At 63.6% G+C, this 15,520-nt stretch carries 15 protein-coding genes and 1 tRNA gene; 7 read left to right on the forward strand and 9 right to left on the reverse strand.

What is annotated here, in order from left to right; translation table 11 throughout:
- Positions 1 to 1,299: 1,299 nt before the first annotated feature.
- The 3 genes from NHAM_RS03135 to NHAM_RS03145 all read left to right on the forward strand — a co-directional run bounded on the left by NHAM_RS03135 (position 1,300) and on the right by NHAM_RS03145 (position 3,036).
- Complete coding sequence (locus NHAM_RS03135) at positions 1,300 to 1,530, forward strand: hypothetical protein (protein WP_011509197.1); 231 nt, start codon at positions 1,300 to 1,302, stop codon at positions 1,528 to 1,530.
- Between the two features lie 133 nt (positions 1,531 to 1,663).
- Positions 1,664 to 2,143 carry a TerB family tellurite resistance protein gene (locus tag NHAM_RS03140; RefSeq protein ID WP_011509198.1) on the forward strand — a complete coding sequence of 160 codons (480 nt, stop codon included), beginning with the start codon at positions 1,664 to 1,666 and terminating at the stop codon, positions 2,141 to 2,143.
- Between the two features lie 110 nt (positions 2,144 to 2,253).
- Positions 2,254 to 3,036 (forward strand): SDR family NAD(P)-dependent oxidoreductase, encoded by a 783-nt coding sequence (locus tag NHAM_RS03145; protein ID WP_041357646.1) that lies wholly within the window; start codon positions 2,254 to 2,256, stop codon positions 3,034 to 3,036.
- A gap of 117 nt (positions 3,037 to 3,153) precedes the next feature.
- On the opposite strand, the gene NHAM_RS03150 is transcribed toward NHAM_RS03145, so the two are convergent.
- A tRNA-Ala gene (locus tag NHAM_RS03150) sits at positions 3,154 to 3,229 on the reverse strand.
- 397 nt (positions 3,230 to 3,626) lie between these two features.
- Between NHAM_RS03150 and NHAM_RS03155 the strand changes: the two genes are divergently transcribed.
- Genes NHAM_RS03155 through NHAM_RS03165 form a run of 3 tightly spaced genes read left to right on the forward strand, consistent with a single transcriptional unit; the run spans position 3,627 to position 5,151 of the window.
- Complete coding sequence (locus tag NHAM_RS03155; RefSeq protein ID WP_011509200.1) at positions 3,627 to 3,917, forward strand: YggT family protein; 291 nt, start codon at positions 3,627 to 3,629, stop codon at positions 3,915 to 3,917.
- Positions 3,918 to 3,928: 11 nt separating this feature from the next.
- Positions 3,929 to 4,249, forward strand: coding sequence for a DUF167 domain-containing protein (locus tag NHAM_RS03160; protein WP_011509201.1), 321 nt, complete (start codon positions 3,929 to 3,931; stop codon positions 4,247 to 4,249).
- 17 nt (positions 4,250 to 4,266) lie between these two features.
- Complete coding sequence (locus NHAM_RS03165) at positions 4,267 to 5,151, forward strand: bifunctional methylenetetrahydrofolate dehydrogenase/methenyltetrahydrofolate cyclohydrolase (RefSeq protein ID WP_011509202.1); 885 nt, start codon at positions 4,267 to 4,269, stop codon at positions 5,149 to 5,151.
- A gap of 131 nt (positions 5,152 to 5,282) precedes the next feature.
- Here NHAM_RS03165 and ppa read toward each other — a convergent pair whose 3' ends face one another.
- The 5 genes from ppa to mutS form a co-directional block, all read right to left on the reverse strand.
- Positions 5,283 to 5,813, reverse strand: coding sequence for an inorganic diphosphatase (gene ppa, locus NHAM_RS03170; protein WP_011509203.1), 531 nt, complete (start codon positions 5,811 to 5,813; stop codon positions 5,283 to 5,285).
- Positions 5,814 to 6,015: 202 nt separating this feature from the next.
- Positions 6,016 to 6,525 (reverse strand): GNAT family N-acetyltransferase, encoded by a 510-nt coding sequence (locus NHAM_RS03175; RefSeq protein ID WP_041358669.1) that lies wholly within the window; start codon positions 6,523 to 6,525, stop codon positions 6,016 to 6,018.
- 185 nt (positions 6,526 to 6,710) lie between these two features.
- Positions 6,711 to 7,481, reverse strand: a complete 771-nt coding sequence (locus NHAM_RS03180; RefSeq protein ID WP_011509205.1) for a cysteine hydrolase — start codon at positions 7,479 to 7,481, stop codon at positions 6,711 to 6,713.
- Positions 7,482 to 7,775: 294 nt separating this feature from the next.
- Positions 7,776 to 9,035: a flavin monoamine oxidase family protein gene (locus NHAM_RS03185; RefSeq protein WP_011509206.1), complete on the reverse strand. Its 1,260-nt coding sequence runs from the start codon at positions 9,033 to 9,035 to the stop codon at positions 7,776 to 7,778.
- A gap of 208 nt (positions 9,036 to 9,243) precedes the next feature.
- Positions 9,244 to 11,967 carry a DNA mismatch repair protein MutS gene (gene mutS / locus NHAM_RS03190; protein WP_011509207.1) on the reverse strand — a complete coding sequence of 908 codons (2,724 nt, stop codon included), beginning with the start codon at positions 11,965 to 11,967 and terminating at the stop codon, positions 9,244 to 9,246.
- On the opposite strand from mutS, the gene NHAM_RS26390 reads away from it, so the two are divergent.
- The gene (locus NHAM_RS26390; RefSeq protein ID WP_198137057.1) at positions 11,930 to 12,103 is read left to right on the forward strand and encodes a hypothetical protein; all 174 of its coding nucleotides are present in this window, start codon (positions 11,930 to 11,932) and stop codon (positions 12,101 to 12,103) included. The genes mutS and NHAM_RS26390 overlap by 38 nt on opposite strands.
- Here the strand turns inward: NHAM_RS26390 and NHAM_RS03195 are convergent.
- Genes NHAM_RS03195 through NHAM_RS03205 form a run of 3 tightly spaced genes read right to left on the reverse strand, consistent with a single transcriptional unit; the run spans position 12,082 to position 15,290 of the window.
- Positions 12,082 to 13,638, reverse strand: a complete 1,557-nt coding sequence (locus NHAM_RS03195) for an MDR family MFS transporter (protein ID WP_011509208.1) — start codon at positions 13,636 to 13,638, stop codon at positions 12,082 to 12,084. The genes NHAM_RS26390 and NHAM_RS03195 overlap by 22 nt on opposite strands.
- A gap of 4 nt (positions 13,639 to 13,642) precedes the next feature.
- A complete protein-coding gene (locus tag NHAM_RS03200) occupies positions 13,643 to 14,809 on the reverse strand; it encodes an HlyD family secretion protein (protein ID WP_011509209.1) in 1,167 nt (388 codons plus the stop codon).
- Positions 14,802 to 15,290, reverse strand: coding sequence for a MarR family winged helix-turn-helix transcriptional regulator (locus NHAM_RS03205; protein WP_011509210.1), 489 nt, complete (start codon positions 15,288 to 15,290; stop codon positions 14,802 to 14,804). Before NHAM_RS03205 ends, NHAM_RS03200 begins: the two co-directional genes overlap by 8 nt.
- Positions 15,291 to 15,520: the final 230 nt, after the last annotated feature.

A 15,520-nucleotide genomic window follows, 5' to 3' on the forward strand; every position in this document is an offset into this window, starting at 1 on the left:
TGCTCCGGCGAGGTTTCCTATTCTGGCCGCAGGTGCGACTCGATCAATTCCCGCGCCGCTTCATAGATTCGTTTCGAGGAAGGATCATCGCTTTGCTGTGTTTCAATCATGAGCAGGGCGTTTTCATAAATCTCACGGGCGCCTCGCGGCGATAGGACGCCGGTATCGACCAGCGCCGGTATCAACGCTGCAATCAGCGATGCGGAAACTAGCCCGGACGCCGCGACGGATTCGAGAGGGTCTAAGTCTGGCATCCGTGGGCCTCCGCTCGGCGGTGTTAGCGTGGACATATGGCCACGCGCAGATTCAAATCACAATGTCGTGCGGGCCTAAGCCAGGGCGCCGGACCGCGGCGGGAACGCTGTCTTGGGGTGCTGATCACAGGGTACCACAGCCAAGCGACGCCGGGAGTCGAGGTCGCTTGATGCGGCGCGTGTGTTGGCAGTTGGACCAGTATCGGCTTCGGCGGCTCGTCATCATCGGGCGGTGGCGGGGGTCCGGAACCGGACGGGGTGTGCGGCGAGAACCACGTGATCGAGCAGAGGCCCATGAGACCAGAAGACCGGAAGGTGGTTTCGACAGAACGGCCGGCGATGTGAAGGCGATCGCATGAAGCGTTTCGGCCTTCAGATCGAGCGCTGGACCGCTCCCGTATTCAGGATGGTAGGGGGCGGCAGCGGATACCCGTTCCCGCCCGGGGGCCGCTGAAGGGCCGCCCTTGGCGTCCGGCTCCAAGGCGGACACGGCAACGCCCGGTTGCCCGAGTCCCGAAGCCGTGATTGGTGTGAGTTGAAACATCCGGGTACGTATTCAAAGGGGGCGATCCTGTTTTGGGAGACCCTAATCATGTCAGTTGATTCCGTTCTCGTTCTCGGAGGTCTGATCGCGGTCTTTTTGGCTTTAACCCTGAGCATGGCTTGGGGGAGCTATCAGACCAATAGGCGCGACTAAAACTGGCGTCGCGCGACGCTGGGATCGCTTAAATTCACGAAATGGAATTGTCGCGTTGACCGGCGGGGCGCGGGATCATGAGATGACGCGATTCACCCGGCATCCGTCCGCCGTATGTCCGGTGGTGCCGCGAAGGCCCGCGCCAAGAGCGAAACTTCGTGATGTCTTGTGAGCCTTTGTTTCCCTATGCTATGCGTCTCATAATGATGGTGCCGCGTGTTCGAGCCACACACGCGGCACCAGTTCCTTCATCGTCCGGTCCAGGACGCGCGTGATATTTTGGTGCCGGCAATCGCCGGTCGGTTGACAGGGTGCAGCCAGATTTCAACCCGACGTGAGGGAGCGCCGATGATCCGATTTGCAGCTATTTTATCGCTTCTTCCCCTTCTCGCGATAAGCGCAGCGGCGTCAGCGCAAACCGCTGCGGAGAAACACCATTCCGAGTGCGCGCGCGACGTGGCGCGGTATTGCCGGGCCAAGATGAACGACGGCGATATGGTCGTTCTCGCGTGCTTGAAGGAACACCGCGCCAAGCTCAGCAAGAAGTGCGCCAGGACCTTGGTCGAGCACGGCCAGTAAGCTCACCTCTTCACGACCTGCTACTTTGCCGAAGTGTAATCTCCTCGCGAGGAACCCTGGCGAACGGCGTATGTTTTACTTCGGCCCCGTGTTGTGAACGCGGCCATATGACCCAAACATTGCGGCAGACTCGATGCTCGATAGATTGCGTCATTTCATCACCGAGGTTGTAACACTCGAAGCGCCAGGGCATCGGTCGTTCGATGAAACAGGGTGCAAGCTTGCGGCAACGGCGCTGTTCGTCCATGTCATTTCGCTCGACGGCAAGCCTTCTGGCGTCGAAATCCGCAAACTGCACGACCTGATCGAAAGCCGGTTTGGGCTGGACCCGGGCACCGCCGACAAGCTGATCGAGTCGGCGGCGCTGGTGGAGGGCGAGGCGGTCGACCTCTATCGTTTCACCAGCGTGCTCATGCGCTCGCTGAATGACGAGGACCGCTTGCGCATTGTCGAAATGATGTGGGAACTGGTTTATGCGGACGGTCGCGTCAGCGAATTCGAGGAGAATGTGGTGTGGCGCGCCGCCGATCTCCTGGCCATTTCCTCGCGCGATCGCATCGAACTCAAGCATCGCGTCGCCGGCAAGCGGACAGCGGTCGATCCCGCGACCTGAGGGGGCGGTCACAAAACGCAGAGCGCTGATCGGCGCGGCGCCGGGCCAAGCCCGTCTTTGCTTCGGACATTGACGTTGTTATCTCGCAGATCGTTTCAAGAGCGTGGATCGTGACCCATCCGGTGACGTTGATAACAGGTGCTTCCTCCGGCATCGGCGCCGAGCTGGCGCGGGTGTTTTCCGCCCATAAGCATCGGGTGGCCCTGGTCGCCCGGCGGGCCGATCGCCTCGATACATTGGCGGCCGAAATCGCCGCGGCGGGCGGCGCGCCCCCGATCGTAATTCCCTGTGATCTCGGCCGCACCGATGCCGGCGACAGGATCGCGGCGGTGCTCGCTGCCGAGAGCGCCGATGTCGAATATCTCGTGAACAATGCCGGCTATGGGCTGTTCGGCAGTGCCGCTGAACTGGATCGCGCCGATCAGCTCGCGATGATCGACCTCAACGTCCGGGCGCTGACGGATTTGTCGCTGCGGTTTTCCGAAAGCCTGATCCGGCTGCGCGGCGGCATTCTCAACGTCGGGTCGATTGCGGGATTTCTGCCGGGTCCCGGCATGGCCGTCTATTATGCGTCAAAGGCCTATGTCCTGTCGTTCAGCGAGGCGCTGCGCGGCGAACTCGGTCCCCGCGGCGTCCGTGTCACCGTGATCTGTCCTGGCCCGGTACCGACGGAATTTCAGGCGCGGGCGGGCATGAAGCCCGGTTTCGACTCTGCGATCCTGAACGTCTCCGCGAAGGACATTGCCCGGGACGGCTACCGCGGTCTGATGGCCAACAAGAGGGCCGTACTGCCCGGCCTCGGGATCAAAATGTTGCCGTTTCTGCTTCGGCTGTTTCCGCGCGACGTCATCCTGCGGGCGGTCGCGGGCTTCCAGATGCGAAGGCGATCATGACGCCACGCCGATTATGGCGTTCTCGAAAGGTTCGCGCGGAAGGAGCTTTTAGCCCCGATCTGTTGGGTCGGTATGCCGGAAAGACGCTGCGGCGACGGTTGCCTCGAAGGAGATCGCTGGTGGAGCCAGGCGGGATCGAACCGCCGACCTCGTCATTGCGAACGACGCGCTCTCCCAGCTGAGCTATGGCCCCGTCCACGGTCGGCGGCGAAAGATGCGGCGGACCGGAAACGCCGCCATTTACAGTCCTCGCCGACGGCAAGTCAAGAACGGCCGAAATCGGCATTTTGGGTCTCATTCCCCTGGACTTGCCTTGTTTGGCGGGAGCCGAAACGATATTTTCCCGGCTCAGAAACTGGGCTCTATGATTTTGATTTGACGCGTTTTCTTCACGCGAACCGGTACCCACCTTGCTCGAAAACGCTATAGTGCGGTTTCTGTTCAGAAGTTCTCTTGACGGACTTGGCAAAGGTGAAGAGAACTTCTGAACCGCCACACTAGTGGTTCGATCCTAATATTCACATTCCGTTTCAGCGAGCCTTCTTACTCCACTAGTCGAATCCACGACCAAACCCGCGAGCCAATCCCCCATGCGCGCCATACTGGATATCGTCCTCATCATCCTCGACCTCTATGTCTGGCTGCTGATTGCCTCGGCGATCCTGTCATGGCTGATTGCCTTCAATGTGGTGAATACCCGCAATCAGTTCGTGGCCGCGGTGGCTGAGTTCCTGGAACGGATCACCGAACCTCTGTTGGGACCGATCCGGCGGTTGCTGCCGAATCTCGGCGGGCTCGACATTTCCCCCATCATCCTGATTCTGATCATCCTGTTCATGCAGCGGGTCATCACCTATTACATCTATCCCGCCGTCTTCTGATCGGCGGCCCGATGGAGCCGTGGCGGCATTCTTCGCAGGGCCTTAGCATCGCCCTGCGGGTGACACCGCGCGGCGGTCGCGACGGGATCGATGGCATTGAAATGCTGGCCGACGGACGCCCGGTGGTGAAGGTTCGCGTCCGCGCCATCGCCGAAGGCGGCGAAGCCAATCGCGCCGTCATGGCGGTGCTGGCGAAGGCGCTCGGGGTGCGGAAAATCGATGTCCGGATACTTGCGGGAGCGACGTCGCGGCTCAAGCAGGTCGCGGTCGGCGGCGATCCCGTCAAGCTCGGCGATGCCCTTCGCGCGTTGACCGCGGCTCAACCAGAATAATAAGACCAGGGATCAGCATGACGGCCAGCATCATCGATGGAAAAGTCATCGCCGCCGATTTGCGCGCGCGGGTGGCCTTTGAGGTGGCGCGGGTGAAGCGCGATCACGGGCTCACACCCGGCCTCGCCGTGGTGCTGGTCGGCAGCGATCCCGCGAGCGAAGTCTATGTCCGCAGCAAACACAAGCAGACCCAGGCTGCCGGCATGGCCTCGTTCGAACACGTGCTGCCGGCCGATGTGGCGCAGCCGGACTTGCTGGCGCTGGTCGCCAGACTGAACGCCGATCCCGCCGTGCACGGCATTCTGGTTCAACTGCCGCTGCCGAAGGGGCTTGATACCGAAACGATCGTCGCCGCCATCGATCCGGCGAAGGATGTCGACGGGCTGCATCCGCACAACGCCGGCCGCCTCGCCGGCGGCCTGCCCGCATTGTCGCCATGTACGCCGCTCGGCTGCATCATCCTGACCAAGAGCGTGCATTCCTCGCTCGAAGGCATGGACGCCATCGTGATCGGCCGCTCCAATCTGGTGGGGCGGCCGCTGGTGCAGTTGCTGCTCAATGAAAACGCCACGGTGACCATCGCGCATTCGCGCTCGCGCAACCTGCCCGAACTCTGCCGCCGCGCCGATCTGGTCTATGCGGCCGTCGGCAAGGCCGAAATGGTGCGCGGCGACTGGCTCAAGCCGGGTGCGACCGTGATCGATGTCGGCATCACGCGTCGGCCGGCGGCCGATGGCAAGACGCGGCTGATCGGCGATGTTGCATTCGACGAGGCCATGGAGGTCGCGGGCGCGGTGACGCCGGTACCCGGCGGAGTCGGTCAGATGACAGTGGCGTGCCTGTTGGTCAACACGCTGCGCGCCGCCTGCGCGATCAAGGGGTTGCCGGCGCCGGGGGTGTAGAGCGCCAAAGCCCTGTCATTGCCGGACTTGATCCGGCAATCCATCGCTTCTCGGATTGATGGATGCGCGGTCATAGGCGAGCAAACGCGACGCCGTTCTTCGAACGGCTGTGCCCGCGCATGTCGCTCTGGCTACTCGCCCTTGGCCCGTGCGATGCCCTCCAGGATCAGTCGGTGGGCGTCTTCCGCGCCGCCCCAGCGCAGCACCTTGACCCATTTGCCGGGTTCGAGATCCTTGTAGTGCTCGAAGAAGTGCCGAATCTGCTGCAGCGTGATGTCCGGCAGGTCGTTATAATTTTTCACCCTGTCGTAGCGCTGGGTCAGTTTCGAGGTCGGGACCGCGATGATCTTCTCATCGCCGCCGGCCTCGTCCTCCATCAAGAGCACGCCGACCGGCCGCACGCTCATCACGGCGCCGGGCACGATGGCGCGCGTGCTGGCGACGAGAACGTCGCAGGGGTCGCCGTCTTGCGACAGCGTGTGCGGAATGAAGCCGTAGTTACCGGGATAGCGCATCGCCGTGTAGAGAAAGCGGTCGACCACCAGCGTGCCGGCGTCCTTGTCCATCTCGTACTTGATCGGCTCGCCGCCGACGGGCACCTCGATGATGACATTCACCTCAAACGGCGGATTGGGTCCGATCGAGATCGCGTCGATACGCATGGATAGCCCCGTGATTGAAGAGCGTCAGTCAATACACAGTCGTCATACGCGGGCTTGACCCGCGTATCTATCCATCTTCGGGAAGAGTCTTCCGAAAAAGATGGATTGCCGGGCACAGGCGAGCGCAAGCGACGCCGTTTTTCGAACGGCTATGCCCGGCACTGACCGAGGAGCCAAACATTAACGATTAGGGACCGGACCACTAGCCCGTCCAGGCGAACGCCACCTTGTCGAGCGACTTCGGCCCGAACCTCTCGGAGGAGCGGGCGACCATGCGGCCGCCGAGCGCGCGGTAGAATTCCGTCGCCGGCTCGTTGTCGGACAGCGCCCAGGTCACCATGCTTTTCAGCCCGCTCTGCATCAGGTCGCGCCGGGCGGCGGTGAACAGCCGCCGGCCGAAGCCCAGGCCCTGGAATTCGGGGCGCAGGTAAAGCTCGTAGATCTCGCCGTCGTACTGGAGGCTGCGGGCGCGGTTGCGGCCGTAATTGGCATAGCCGGCGACGTTGTCGCCGAACACCAGCACGCTGACGCGGCTGCCCTTGCGGATCGCGCTGTCCCACCAGTGCGGGCCGCGGCGGTTGATCAGCTTTTCCAGTTCGGCGCCGGGAATGATGCCCCGATAGGCCGAACGCCAGGCCTCGTCATGGGTCGCTGCGACCGCGGATGCATCCGCGACCTTGGCCGGCCGGAGTTCGATCAGGGTCGTGCTCATATCCTGATCAAAGCAAGTCGGCGCGCGGTCTTCAAGGTCCATCGTTAATTATCGGTTAAAATGTTGTTGCCGACATCGCCAGTGCGACGTTTTGTATCGAAAAGGGACAGTCGGCGGGGGGCAGCGCGACGGACCGGTGTCAGAACCGGTCCGAAGCATCGTAAGCATCGCAGAGGCAGACCGGCTCAGTTCGACTGGCCCAGCAACCGCACGAAGGTATCGGAGGAAATCACCGGCGCGAAGAAGTTGTTGATGCGCTCCAGCGCACCCGCAAGCTGTTCCGGTTTCTTCGTGCCGGTGGCATCGCCGATAACGATGGGCAAATAGCCGTTGTCGCGCGCGGCGCGGGCATTGCCCTCGATGCACCAGTCGGTGTGGATGCCGGTCAGAACCAGCACGTCAATCCGCTTGCGTGACAATTCGAGCGGCAGCTGCGTGCCGACGAATGCCGTCTGGAACGCCAGTTCGTTGAATTCGAGATCCCCGGGCTGCACCAGCGCGCGCAGTTCGGGAACGAGTTCGTTGTCGGCTTTCTGTTTCTCCGGCGGGAAATCCAGCGCGCCGGTCCAGCTTTCATACTGCACCCTGTCGAACTCGGACTGCGGATAGTTTGCGCGGAAGACTTCGTAGCCGATCCAGTTGAACGACTTGAAGTTGGATGCCTTGCGCGCGGCGTTCACCACCTTGACCGTGGCCGCGAGATTGCCGCGCTCCCACTGCTTTTCGGCGGCCTGCGCGCCCCATGGCTGATACAGCGAATTGTTCTGGCTCACGGACGCGAACGCCGCCGGCTTGCGCAGGATCGCCGCGAGGTCCAGCTTCTTCCAGTGCGGGGCGAGTTCGGGGATCGCCTTCAGTTCGTCGTCCGCCGCCGCCTGCGCGGCACTTGCGTCAAGCGCCGAAGCGGCGGCGACGCCGACTGCGCCGGCGACAATGTCACGTCGAACTGCTTGCATTTGGTTGTCTCCCAGGAATTGCCATTGCGCACATCGTAGAAAGGGATCGCTGCAAAGTGCTGTCAAAGATGGCTGGATGAACAGCAGTTCATTCTGCGTTGGGTGTTGGCCGCAAACTTTCTTTTCCCATGCCACACCGACGATCGAAATCGGCGCGAACGATGCGGTATGTCACACCACGACAACTAGAGCCTTTTCGCTTCTGATGGAATCAGAAGCGAGGCTCTATGATTTTGATTTGACGCGTTTTCTTCACGCGAACCGGTATCCACTTCGCTCGAAAACGCTCTTGTGTCATCGTTTCGGCAATCGCACCGCGTCCATCACCTCCCGCGCCACCCGCTCGCCGCTGTCGCGTGCCCCGTGCGCGGTCGAGAAGAAATGCGGTGAGGTGGCCTCTCCCGCGAAAAACAGCCGGCCATCGACTGGCGCCGCGAGCGCGGCGCGCTCTCCCGCATGGCCCGGCAGCGCGTGGGAATAGGCGCCTTGCGCGAAGGGATCACGGGCCCAGCGCGATTCTGCCAGCGGTTTGAGTTTGCTGCGATAAGTCGAGCCGAGCAGCGCCACGATCTCGTCGATCGCCTGCGCCGCGAGCGCGCCGTCGCCGGCATCTTCGAGTTCGCGCGCGAAGCTGCCGCCGAAAAACCCCTCGATGCAGGGTTGGCCGAACGGGCGCAGGTGGTAGGTGCCCATTTTGGTTTGCATGGTTGCGCCTCGCAGGTTGCCGTCTTTCGGAAACGTGCTCTCGGGATCGTCGAGCGCCAGCATCACCTTGTCGTCGATGCCGAGCGGCAGGCCGGCCGCGGCGTCCACCTTCGCGGGCAGCTCGGGGTGAAAACGGATCGTTTGGTTGGCGATCAGATTGGTCGGCACCGTGACGATCGCCTGTGCCGCCGTCAGCGTGCCCTTCGATGTTTCGATGCGAATGCGCCGGCCGGAATGATCGATGCGCCACACCCGCGTGTTCAGCGCGAGCGGGCAGGGCCGGCCGTAGGCTGCGATCAGCGCGCCGTAGCCGCGGCGGACGCGCCAGTTGATCCCGGTATCCTCGTAGGCGTCCACGTCATGGACCGAAACGGAATCGAGTTCGCAGCCGTTCACGTAGGTCGAGATGGCATCGATCATCGGATTCCAGCGGTTGCCAGGCGCAAGATACAGGCTGGCGGCTTTGTCGGTGTCGCTCTCCGCGGCTTCTTCCATACGCCCGTCGAACGCATCGAGCGCGGCCATGAAGTCCTCGCGCTCCGTTATCGGGAATCCGGCGTCAAAACTCTGCTCGTGCCACGGCGGGCGCGTCTTGTCGATCTCGAAGCCGAGCCGCCCGGCGATCCCGACGAATGAATTCCTGTCGGCCGAATGCAGCCAGCCGCAGCCGAGATCGAAGACGATGCCGGGGGTGGGGACAATGGTGTGGGCGCGTCCGCCGACGCGGTCGCGGGCTTCCAGCACGATGATCGAGAGGTCGGAGTCTTTCAGCGCATTGGCCGCGCCGAGCCCGGCGGCGCCGGCGCCGACAATGGCGACATCGACGGTGGAGGGGAGATTGTGGGGCATGGCGTAAACAACAAAGGACGATGTCGTCCCCACCACCGGTTCAGCGCAAAGCACCGTCCGGTGACAGGCTCTATGATTTTGATTGACGCGTTTTCTTCACGCGAACCGGTATCCACTTCGCTCGAAAACGCTCTAGCCGGGAGCGATAGGTCGCGCCCTCCTGCTCGAAGTTAAGGCGCACGCCGATATTTTTCAATGAATGCAGGAGCTATGGCTTCGGCAGCTTCGCCTTCAGCGCGTAAAGCGCCTCCAGCGCCTCGCGCGGCGACATCTCGTCGGGATGCAAGGCTTTCAGCGCCTCGATCAGTGGTGCGGCCTCGCCCGGCGGCGCGGATTCGTCGGCGGCGCGCGACGGCACCGCGAACAGCGGCAGATCGTCCACCAGCGCGCGCACGGTCGATCCGCGATCCTGCGCCTCCAGTTTGGCCAGCACCGATTTTGCGCGCGCGACGACCGACGGCGGCAGTCCGGCGAGCTTCGCCACCTGGATGCCGTAGGAACGGTCGGCGGCGCCGGGCAGCACCTCGTGCAGGAATACCACCTCGCCGTGCCATTCCTTGACCCGCACGGTGGCGTTGAACAGACGCGGCAGTTTTGCCGACAGCGCGGTGAGTTCATGATAGTGCGTCGCGAATAGTGCGCGACACTTGTTGGCCTCATGCAGGTGCTCGATCGCCGCCCACGCGATCGACAGGCCATCGAAGGTCGCGGTACCGCGTCCGATTTCGTCGAGGATAACCAGCGCGCGTTCCGATGCCTGATTGAGGATCACGGCGGTTTCCACCATCTCGACCATGAAGGTCGACCGGCCGCGCGCCAGATCGTCGGCGGCGCCGACCCGCGAGAACAGCCGGTCGATCATGCCGATCCGCGCGCGCGTCGCCGGCACGAAGCTGCCGATCTGGGCCATCAGCGCGATCAGCGCGTTCTGGCGCAGAAACGTCGATTTGCCGGCCATGTTGGGGCCGGTGAGCAGCCAGATCTGCCCCGAGGTCTGGCCTGGGCCCGGCGACAGGTCGCAGGCATTGGCGATGAACGGCTGGCCGGCGCGCTTCAGCGCCTGCTCCACCACCGGATGCCGGCCGCCCTCGATGGCGAAGCCGAGAGAAGCATCGACCTCCGGGCGGGTGAAATTCTCGTCGGTGGCGAGTTTTGCGAGCGACGCGGCGACGTCCAGTTGCGCGAAAGCGTGCGCGGCGGCGCGCAGGTCGTCGCCGGCCTCCACCACCACCGCGGCAAGCCGGTCGAAAATCTCAAGCTCGAGGCCGAGCGCGCGGTCGCCGGCATTGGCGATCCTGGCCTCGATCTCGCCAAGCTCGGATGTGGTGAAGCGGACCTGACCGGCCAGCGTCTGGCGATGGATGAATGTGGCATTCAGCGGCGCGCTCGTCAGCTTGTCGCCGTGCTGCGCCGTCACCTCGACGAAATAGCCGAGCACGTTGTTGTGTCGGATCTTCAGCGTCTTGACGCCGGTCTCCTCAGTGTAGCGCGCCTGCATCGCGGCGACGACGAGCCGCGAGTCGTCGCGCAGCTTGCGTGCCTCGTCGAGCGTCGGCTCATAGCCCTCGCGGGCAAAGCCGCCGTCGCGTTTCATCAGCGGCAGGTTTTCGGCCAGCGCCTCGCCGAGTTCGCGCGCCAACTCGCGGGACGGCCGCCGCAGCGCCTGCATCGCCGCGACGATGTCCTGCGGCGGATCGGGGAGCGCCGAAAGCCGCGCCAGTGTTCGGTCCGCAGCCATGATGCCGTCGCGCAGGCCCGCGAGGTCGCGCGGGCCGCCGCGTCCGACCGAGAGCCGCGCCAGTGCCCGCGACATGTCGGGAGCAGTCCGCAGGATGGTGCGGATGTCGTCGCGCGCCGCGCTGTCGGATGTGAACGCGGCGACGGCATCGAGCCGCCGCGCGATGGCGGCGATATCGGTCAGCGGCGCCGCCAGGCGTTGCGCCAAGAGCCGCGACCCCGCCGCCGTCATTGTGCGGTCGATGGCGTCGAGCAGCGAGCCGCGCCGTTCGCCGGCGAGCGTGCGTGTCAGTTCGAGGTTGGCGCGGGTGGCGGGATCGATCGCCATGGTGCTGCCGGCGGCCTCGCGCGATGGCGGCGACAGCGGCGGCCGTTTGCCGATCTGGGTGCGGTCGACGTAGGTGACGGCGGCGGCGGCCGCGGTCGCTTCCAGCCACGACATGGCGCTGAGGCCGTCCATGGTGGCGACGGCGAAATAGTCGCACAGCCGGCGTTCGGCGGTCGCGCCGTCGAACACGTCGCGGGTCAGCGGCGTGACCGACGGCAGTTCGCGCAGCAGCGCGGCCATGTCCGGATCGCCATAGAGCGCGTCGGAAACGATCACTTCATTGGGATTGATGCGCGCGAGCGTCGCCGCGAGTTCGCCCGTACTGCATTCGGTGACAATAAATTCCGCCGTCGAGATGTCGATCCACGCCAGCGCGATGCGGTTTCCGCCGGAGGACGCCCGCGCACGCGCCAGCGCCAGCAGGTAATTGTTGGCCCTGGCATCGAGCAGCGTGTCTTCGGTCAGCGTTCCCGGTGTGATGAGGCGAACCACATCGCGGCGAACCACGCTCTTGTTGCCGCGCCTGCGCGCCGCCGCCGGGTCCTCCATCTGCTCGCACACGGCGACGCGGTGCCCGGCTGCGATCAGCCGATGCAGGTAATCGTCCGAGCGTTCCACCGGAACGCCGCACATCGGGATGTCCGCGCCCTGATGCTTGCCGCGTTTGGTCAGCGTAATGCCGAGCGTGCAGGAGGCGATTTCGGCATCCTCGAAGAACAACTCGTAGAAATCGCCCATCCGGTAGAACAGCAGCAAACCGGGATTGGCCGCCTTGATTTCAAGATATTGTTCCATCATCGGCGTGACCCGCGCCGCCTCGGGGGCAGCGTTGGTCGGCGATGTCGGGACGGCGGGCTGGATCGTCATGGCGGCGAAGCTACAAAGTTTCGGTGCCGGTTCCTATGGCATTGCGGCGATGGTGCGCGTTTTCCACGCATCGGATCGCGATTGCGCCGATGGCGAGGGCATTCCTTTTTCGTTCTATTCCATCACCGTGGCATGATCCGTGGACGGCGCGCGCATCGCCGCCTTGGTCGATTTCAGCATCAGCACCAGCGGAATCGCGCAGATCGTCACCAGCGCGACCAGTTCGAAGTCCTGCGAGAAGGCGATGATCTGCGCCTGCGTACTGACGATCAGATCCATCATCGCACGGCCCATGTCGGTGTTCAGGTTGATGGCGCCGGCGACGTTCGGCATCTGCAATGCGTCGTTGAACGGGTTGATGTGCTCGGCCAGCACGGCATGGACGCGAATGGTTCCGCTCGTCAGTCGCGCGATGACGATGGAAATGCCGATCGAACTCGCGACGTTGCGCACCAGCGTCAGCATCGCGGTGCCGTCGGTGCGCAGATGGTCGGGCAGCGTCATGAAGGCGGCGGTGGTCATCGGCACGAAGACGAGGCCGATGCCGTAACCCTGGACGATGCTGTTGATGGCGATGGCCCGCACGGAAATATCGGCGGTCCAGCCGGTCATGTCGTAGAGCGTGATCGCGATCAGCGAGAGGCCGACGGCAATCAGGGTCCGCGCCTCGAAGGTGGTCATGAGTCGGCTGACCATCATCATGGCCACAAACGTTCCGATGCCGCGCGTTGCGAGCAGAAAACCGGCGGTCAGGATCGGGTAGCCATAGGCGTTCTGGAATAGCGGCGAGGCCAGCGCCATGGTCGAGAACAGCACCACACCGATCACCGCCATGAAAATGAGGGCGGTCGCGAAATTGCGATCCTTGAAGATCACGAACTGGACGAACGGGCGCTTCGTGGTAAGCGAATGCGCGAAGAAATAGTAGAAGCCGACGGCCGAGACGATGAACTCGATCACGATTTCCCATGACTCCAGCCAATCGAGCTGTTCGCCGCGATCGAGCGCCAGTTGCAGCGCGCCGATGCCGATGGCGAGCGCGGTGAAGCCGAACCAGTCGAATTGCAGCTTGGTATCGAGCCTGGTCTCGTCCATGAAGATGATCAGGCCCATGACCGTGATCAGGCCGAACGGCAGATTGACGAAGAAGACCCAGTGCCAGCTATAGGTCTCGGTCAGCCAGGCGCCGAGCGAGGGGCCCATGATCGGCCCCATCATCACGCCCATGCCCCAGATCGCCATCGCCTTGGCGCGCTCGTGCAGCGCGTAGCTGTCGAGTAGCACCGCCTGCGACAGCGGCACCAGCGCGGCGCCGAACACGCCTTGCAGCAGGCGGAACAGCACCATCTGGGTGATGTCCTGCGAAAGCCCGCACATCACCGATGCGAGGGTGAACCCGGCGGAGCAGAGGATGAAGATGCGCTTGCGGCCGAAGCGGTTGGCGATCCAGCCGACCGGCGCGGTCATGATCGCCGCCGCTACGATATAGGACGTCAGCACCCAGTTGATCTGGTCCTGCGACGCCGACAGCGATCCCTGCATGTAGGGCAGCGCGACGTTGGCGATCGTGGTGTCGAGCGCCTGCATGATGGTCGCGGTCATCGCGCAGATCGTCACCATGTTCCGGCGCAGGCCGGGGACCGCGGCCGGATGTGCGGCGGCCGCCGGCATCGTTCTAGTCCTGCTTCGCGCGCGACAGGCCGAGCAGGCCCGCGAGCGTGCGGCGATGGTGGGTGTCGATCGACACGTAGACGCTCATGCCGGATTTCAGTCTGGCGACCATCGGATCGTCCTTGTCGAAGTAGATCCGGACAGGAATGCGCTGCACGACCTTCACGAAGTTCCCGGTGGCGTTCTGCGGCGGCAGGATCGCGAATGTCGCGCCGGTGCCGGGACTGAGCGATCCCACCGTGCCCTTGAAGACATGATCGGGGAAGGAATCGATGGAGAGATCGACGGGTTGCCCGACGGCCACGTAGGTGAAGTCGGATTCCTTCGGGTTCGCATCGACCCATGGGTGGCCGAGATCGACGACGCTGAACACCGGCGTTCCGGCGGCAACGAAGCGGCCGAGCTGGATGTTGTCGACCTGCGTCGCGATGCCGTCGATCGGCGCGCGCAACTCCGTATTGGCAAGGTTGCGCTGCGCGTCGGCGAGCGCCGCTCTGGCCTGGACGTAGTCCGGGAACTTCGCCAGCGGCAAATCCGGATCGCCGAGCAGTTTGTTGCGCGTACTGGAAATCTGCTGCAGCAGAATCTGGTTTATACCTTCCGCCTGCACCAGCGCGCTGAGGGAGTTGTCGAGATCGAGCTGCGATCCGACATTGTTTTTCGCGAGCGCGGTCTTGCGATCGACGTCGCGTTGCTTGACGTTGATGCTCTCCTGGGCAAGCGCCGAGGACTGGGCGTAATTGGCGAGGTTTGATTTCAGCGTGTTGTATTCGATCGTCGCGTCGTTCAGTTTCGCTTGCGCCTGCTGGACGGCGAAGCGGAACGGCGCGGGATCGATTTCGAACAGCGGATCGCCGGTCTTGACATGCTGACCCTCCTTCACCGTCACGCTGTCGATCTTGCCGGAGACCTCAGGCGTGATCAGAACCTTCTGCGCGCCGACATAGGCGTCGTCGGTGGTCACGTAGCGGCCGCCCGACAGATAGAACGTCAGCCCGGCGATCAGCGCGATCAGCGGCAGCACGACCAGAAGCAGCGGCCGGCGGTAGCGGCGTATCGAAGCCAGCAGCCGCCGGCGCGGCCTGGCAACCGTGGTCGGCGTCGGCGGCGCCTCCGCCTCCGTGGGGGCATCCTTCCGGTCGGACGGAAATTTCAGGGCCGGCTCAGCCATAGCGCTGCTCTTTCGCTTTATCGTCGTTGACGTGCCCGCCGCCTTGCAGCGCGTTACGGACGTTGTCCTTGACGGCTTCGAGTTGCTCGATCAAACGGTGCGCGTCTGAAACGCTGATATCGGCGAGCGCGGCGCGGGTGATTTCGCTGCGCAGCGCGGCGAGCTTCGCCAGCAAAGGCCGCGCGGCTTTGGTCAGGTAAAGACGATTGACGCGGCGATCGGTTTCGTCGCCGCAGCGCTCGATCAGGCCGGCCTTGCAGAGCTTGTCGATCAATCGCGTCAGCGTGATCGGCCGCATTTCCATCAGTTCGGCGACGTCCGCCTGCTTCAGCCCTTCGGTGCGCTCCAGTTTGGCGAGCACTGCCCACTGCGCCCGGTTCAGGCCGTAGCGCGAGGCCTGCTTGTCGGCAAAGAGCCGAAGCAGGCGTTGCACCTCGAACACGGTAAACAGAAAGTCACTCTCGATCGAACGGTCCGGCATATCGCCACTCCTAACGTTCGTTATAATAAGCAAGCTTATGAATAAGCGTCATGTCCAGCTATGGGAAGCTGATCTGCAGAGACCTCATGGCTCCGGCCGCAATGGCCGTTCCCGGTGATACCTCGACTGGGGCGTTATGTTGCATTGCAATAGGCGAGGCGCCCCGCGAAATTGTCATGGGCGACGCTGCTGAAAGAGGGGGCGAAGTCGGCTTAAACGGGTTAGATGGG

It is taken from the genome of Nitrobacter hamburgensis X14 (genome assembly GCF_000013885.1).
GTDB classification, from domain to species: Bacteria; Pseudomonadota; Alphaproteobacteria; order Rhizobiales; family Xanthobacteraceae; genus Nitrobacter; species Nitrobacter hamburgensis.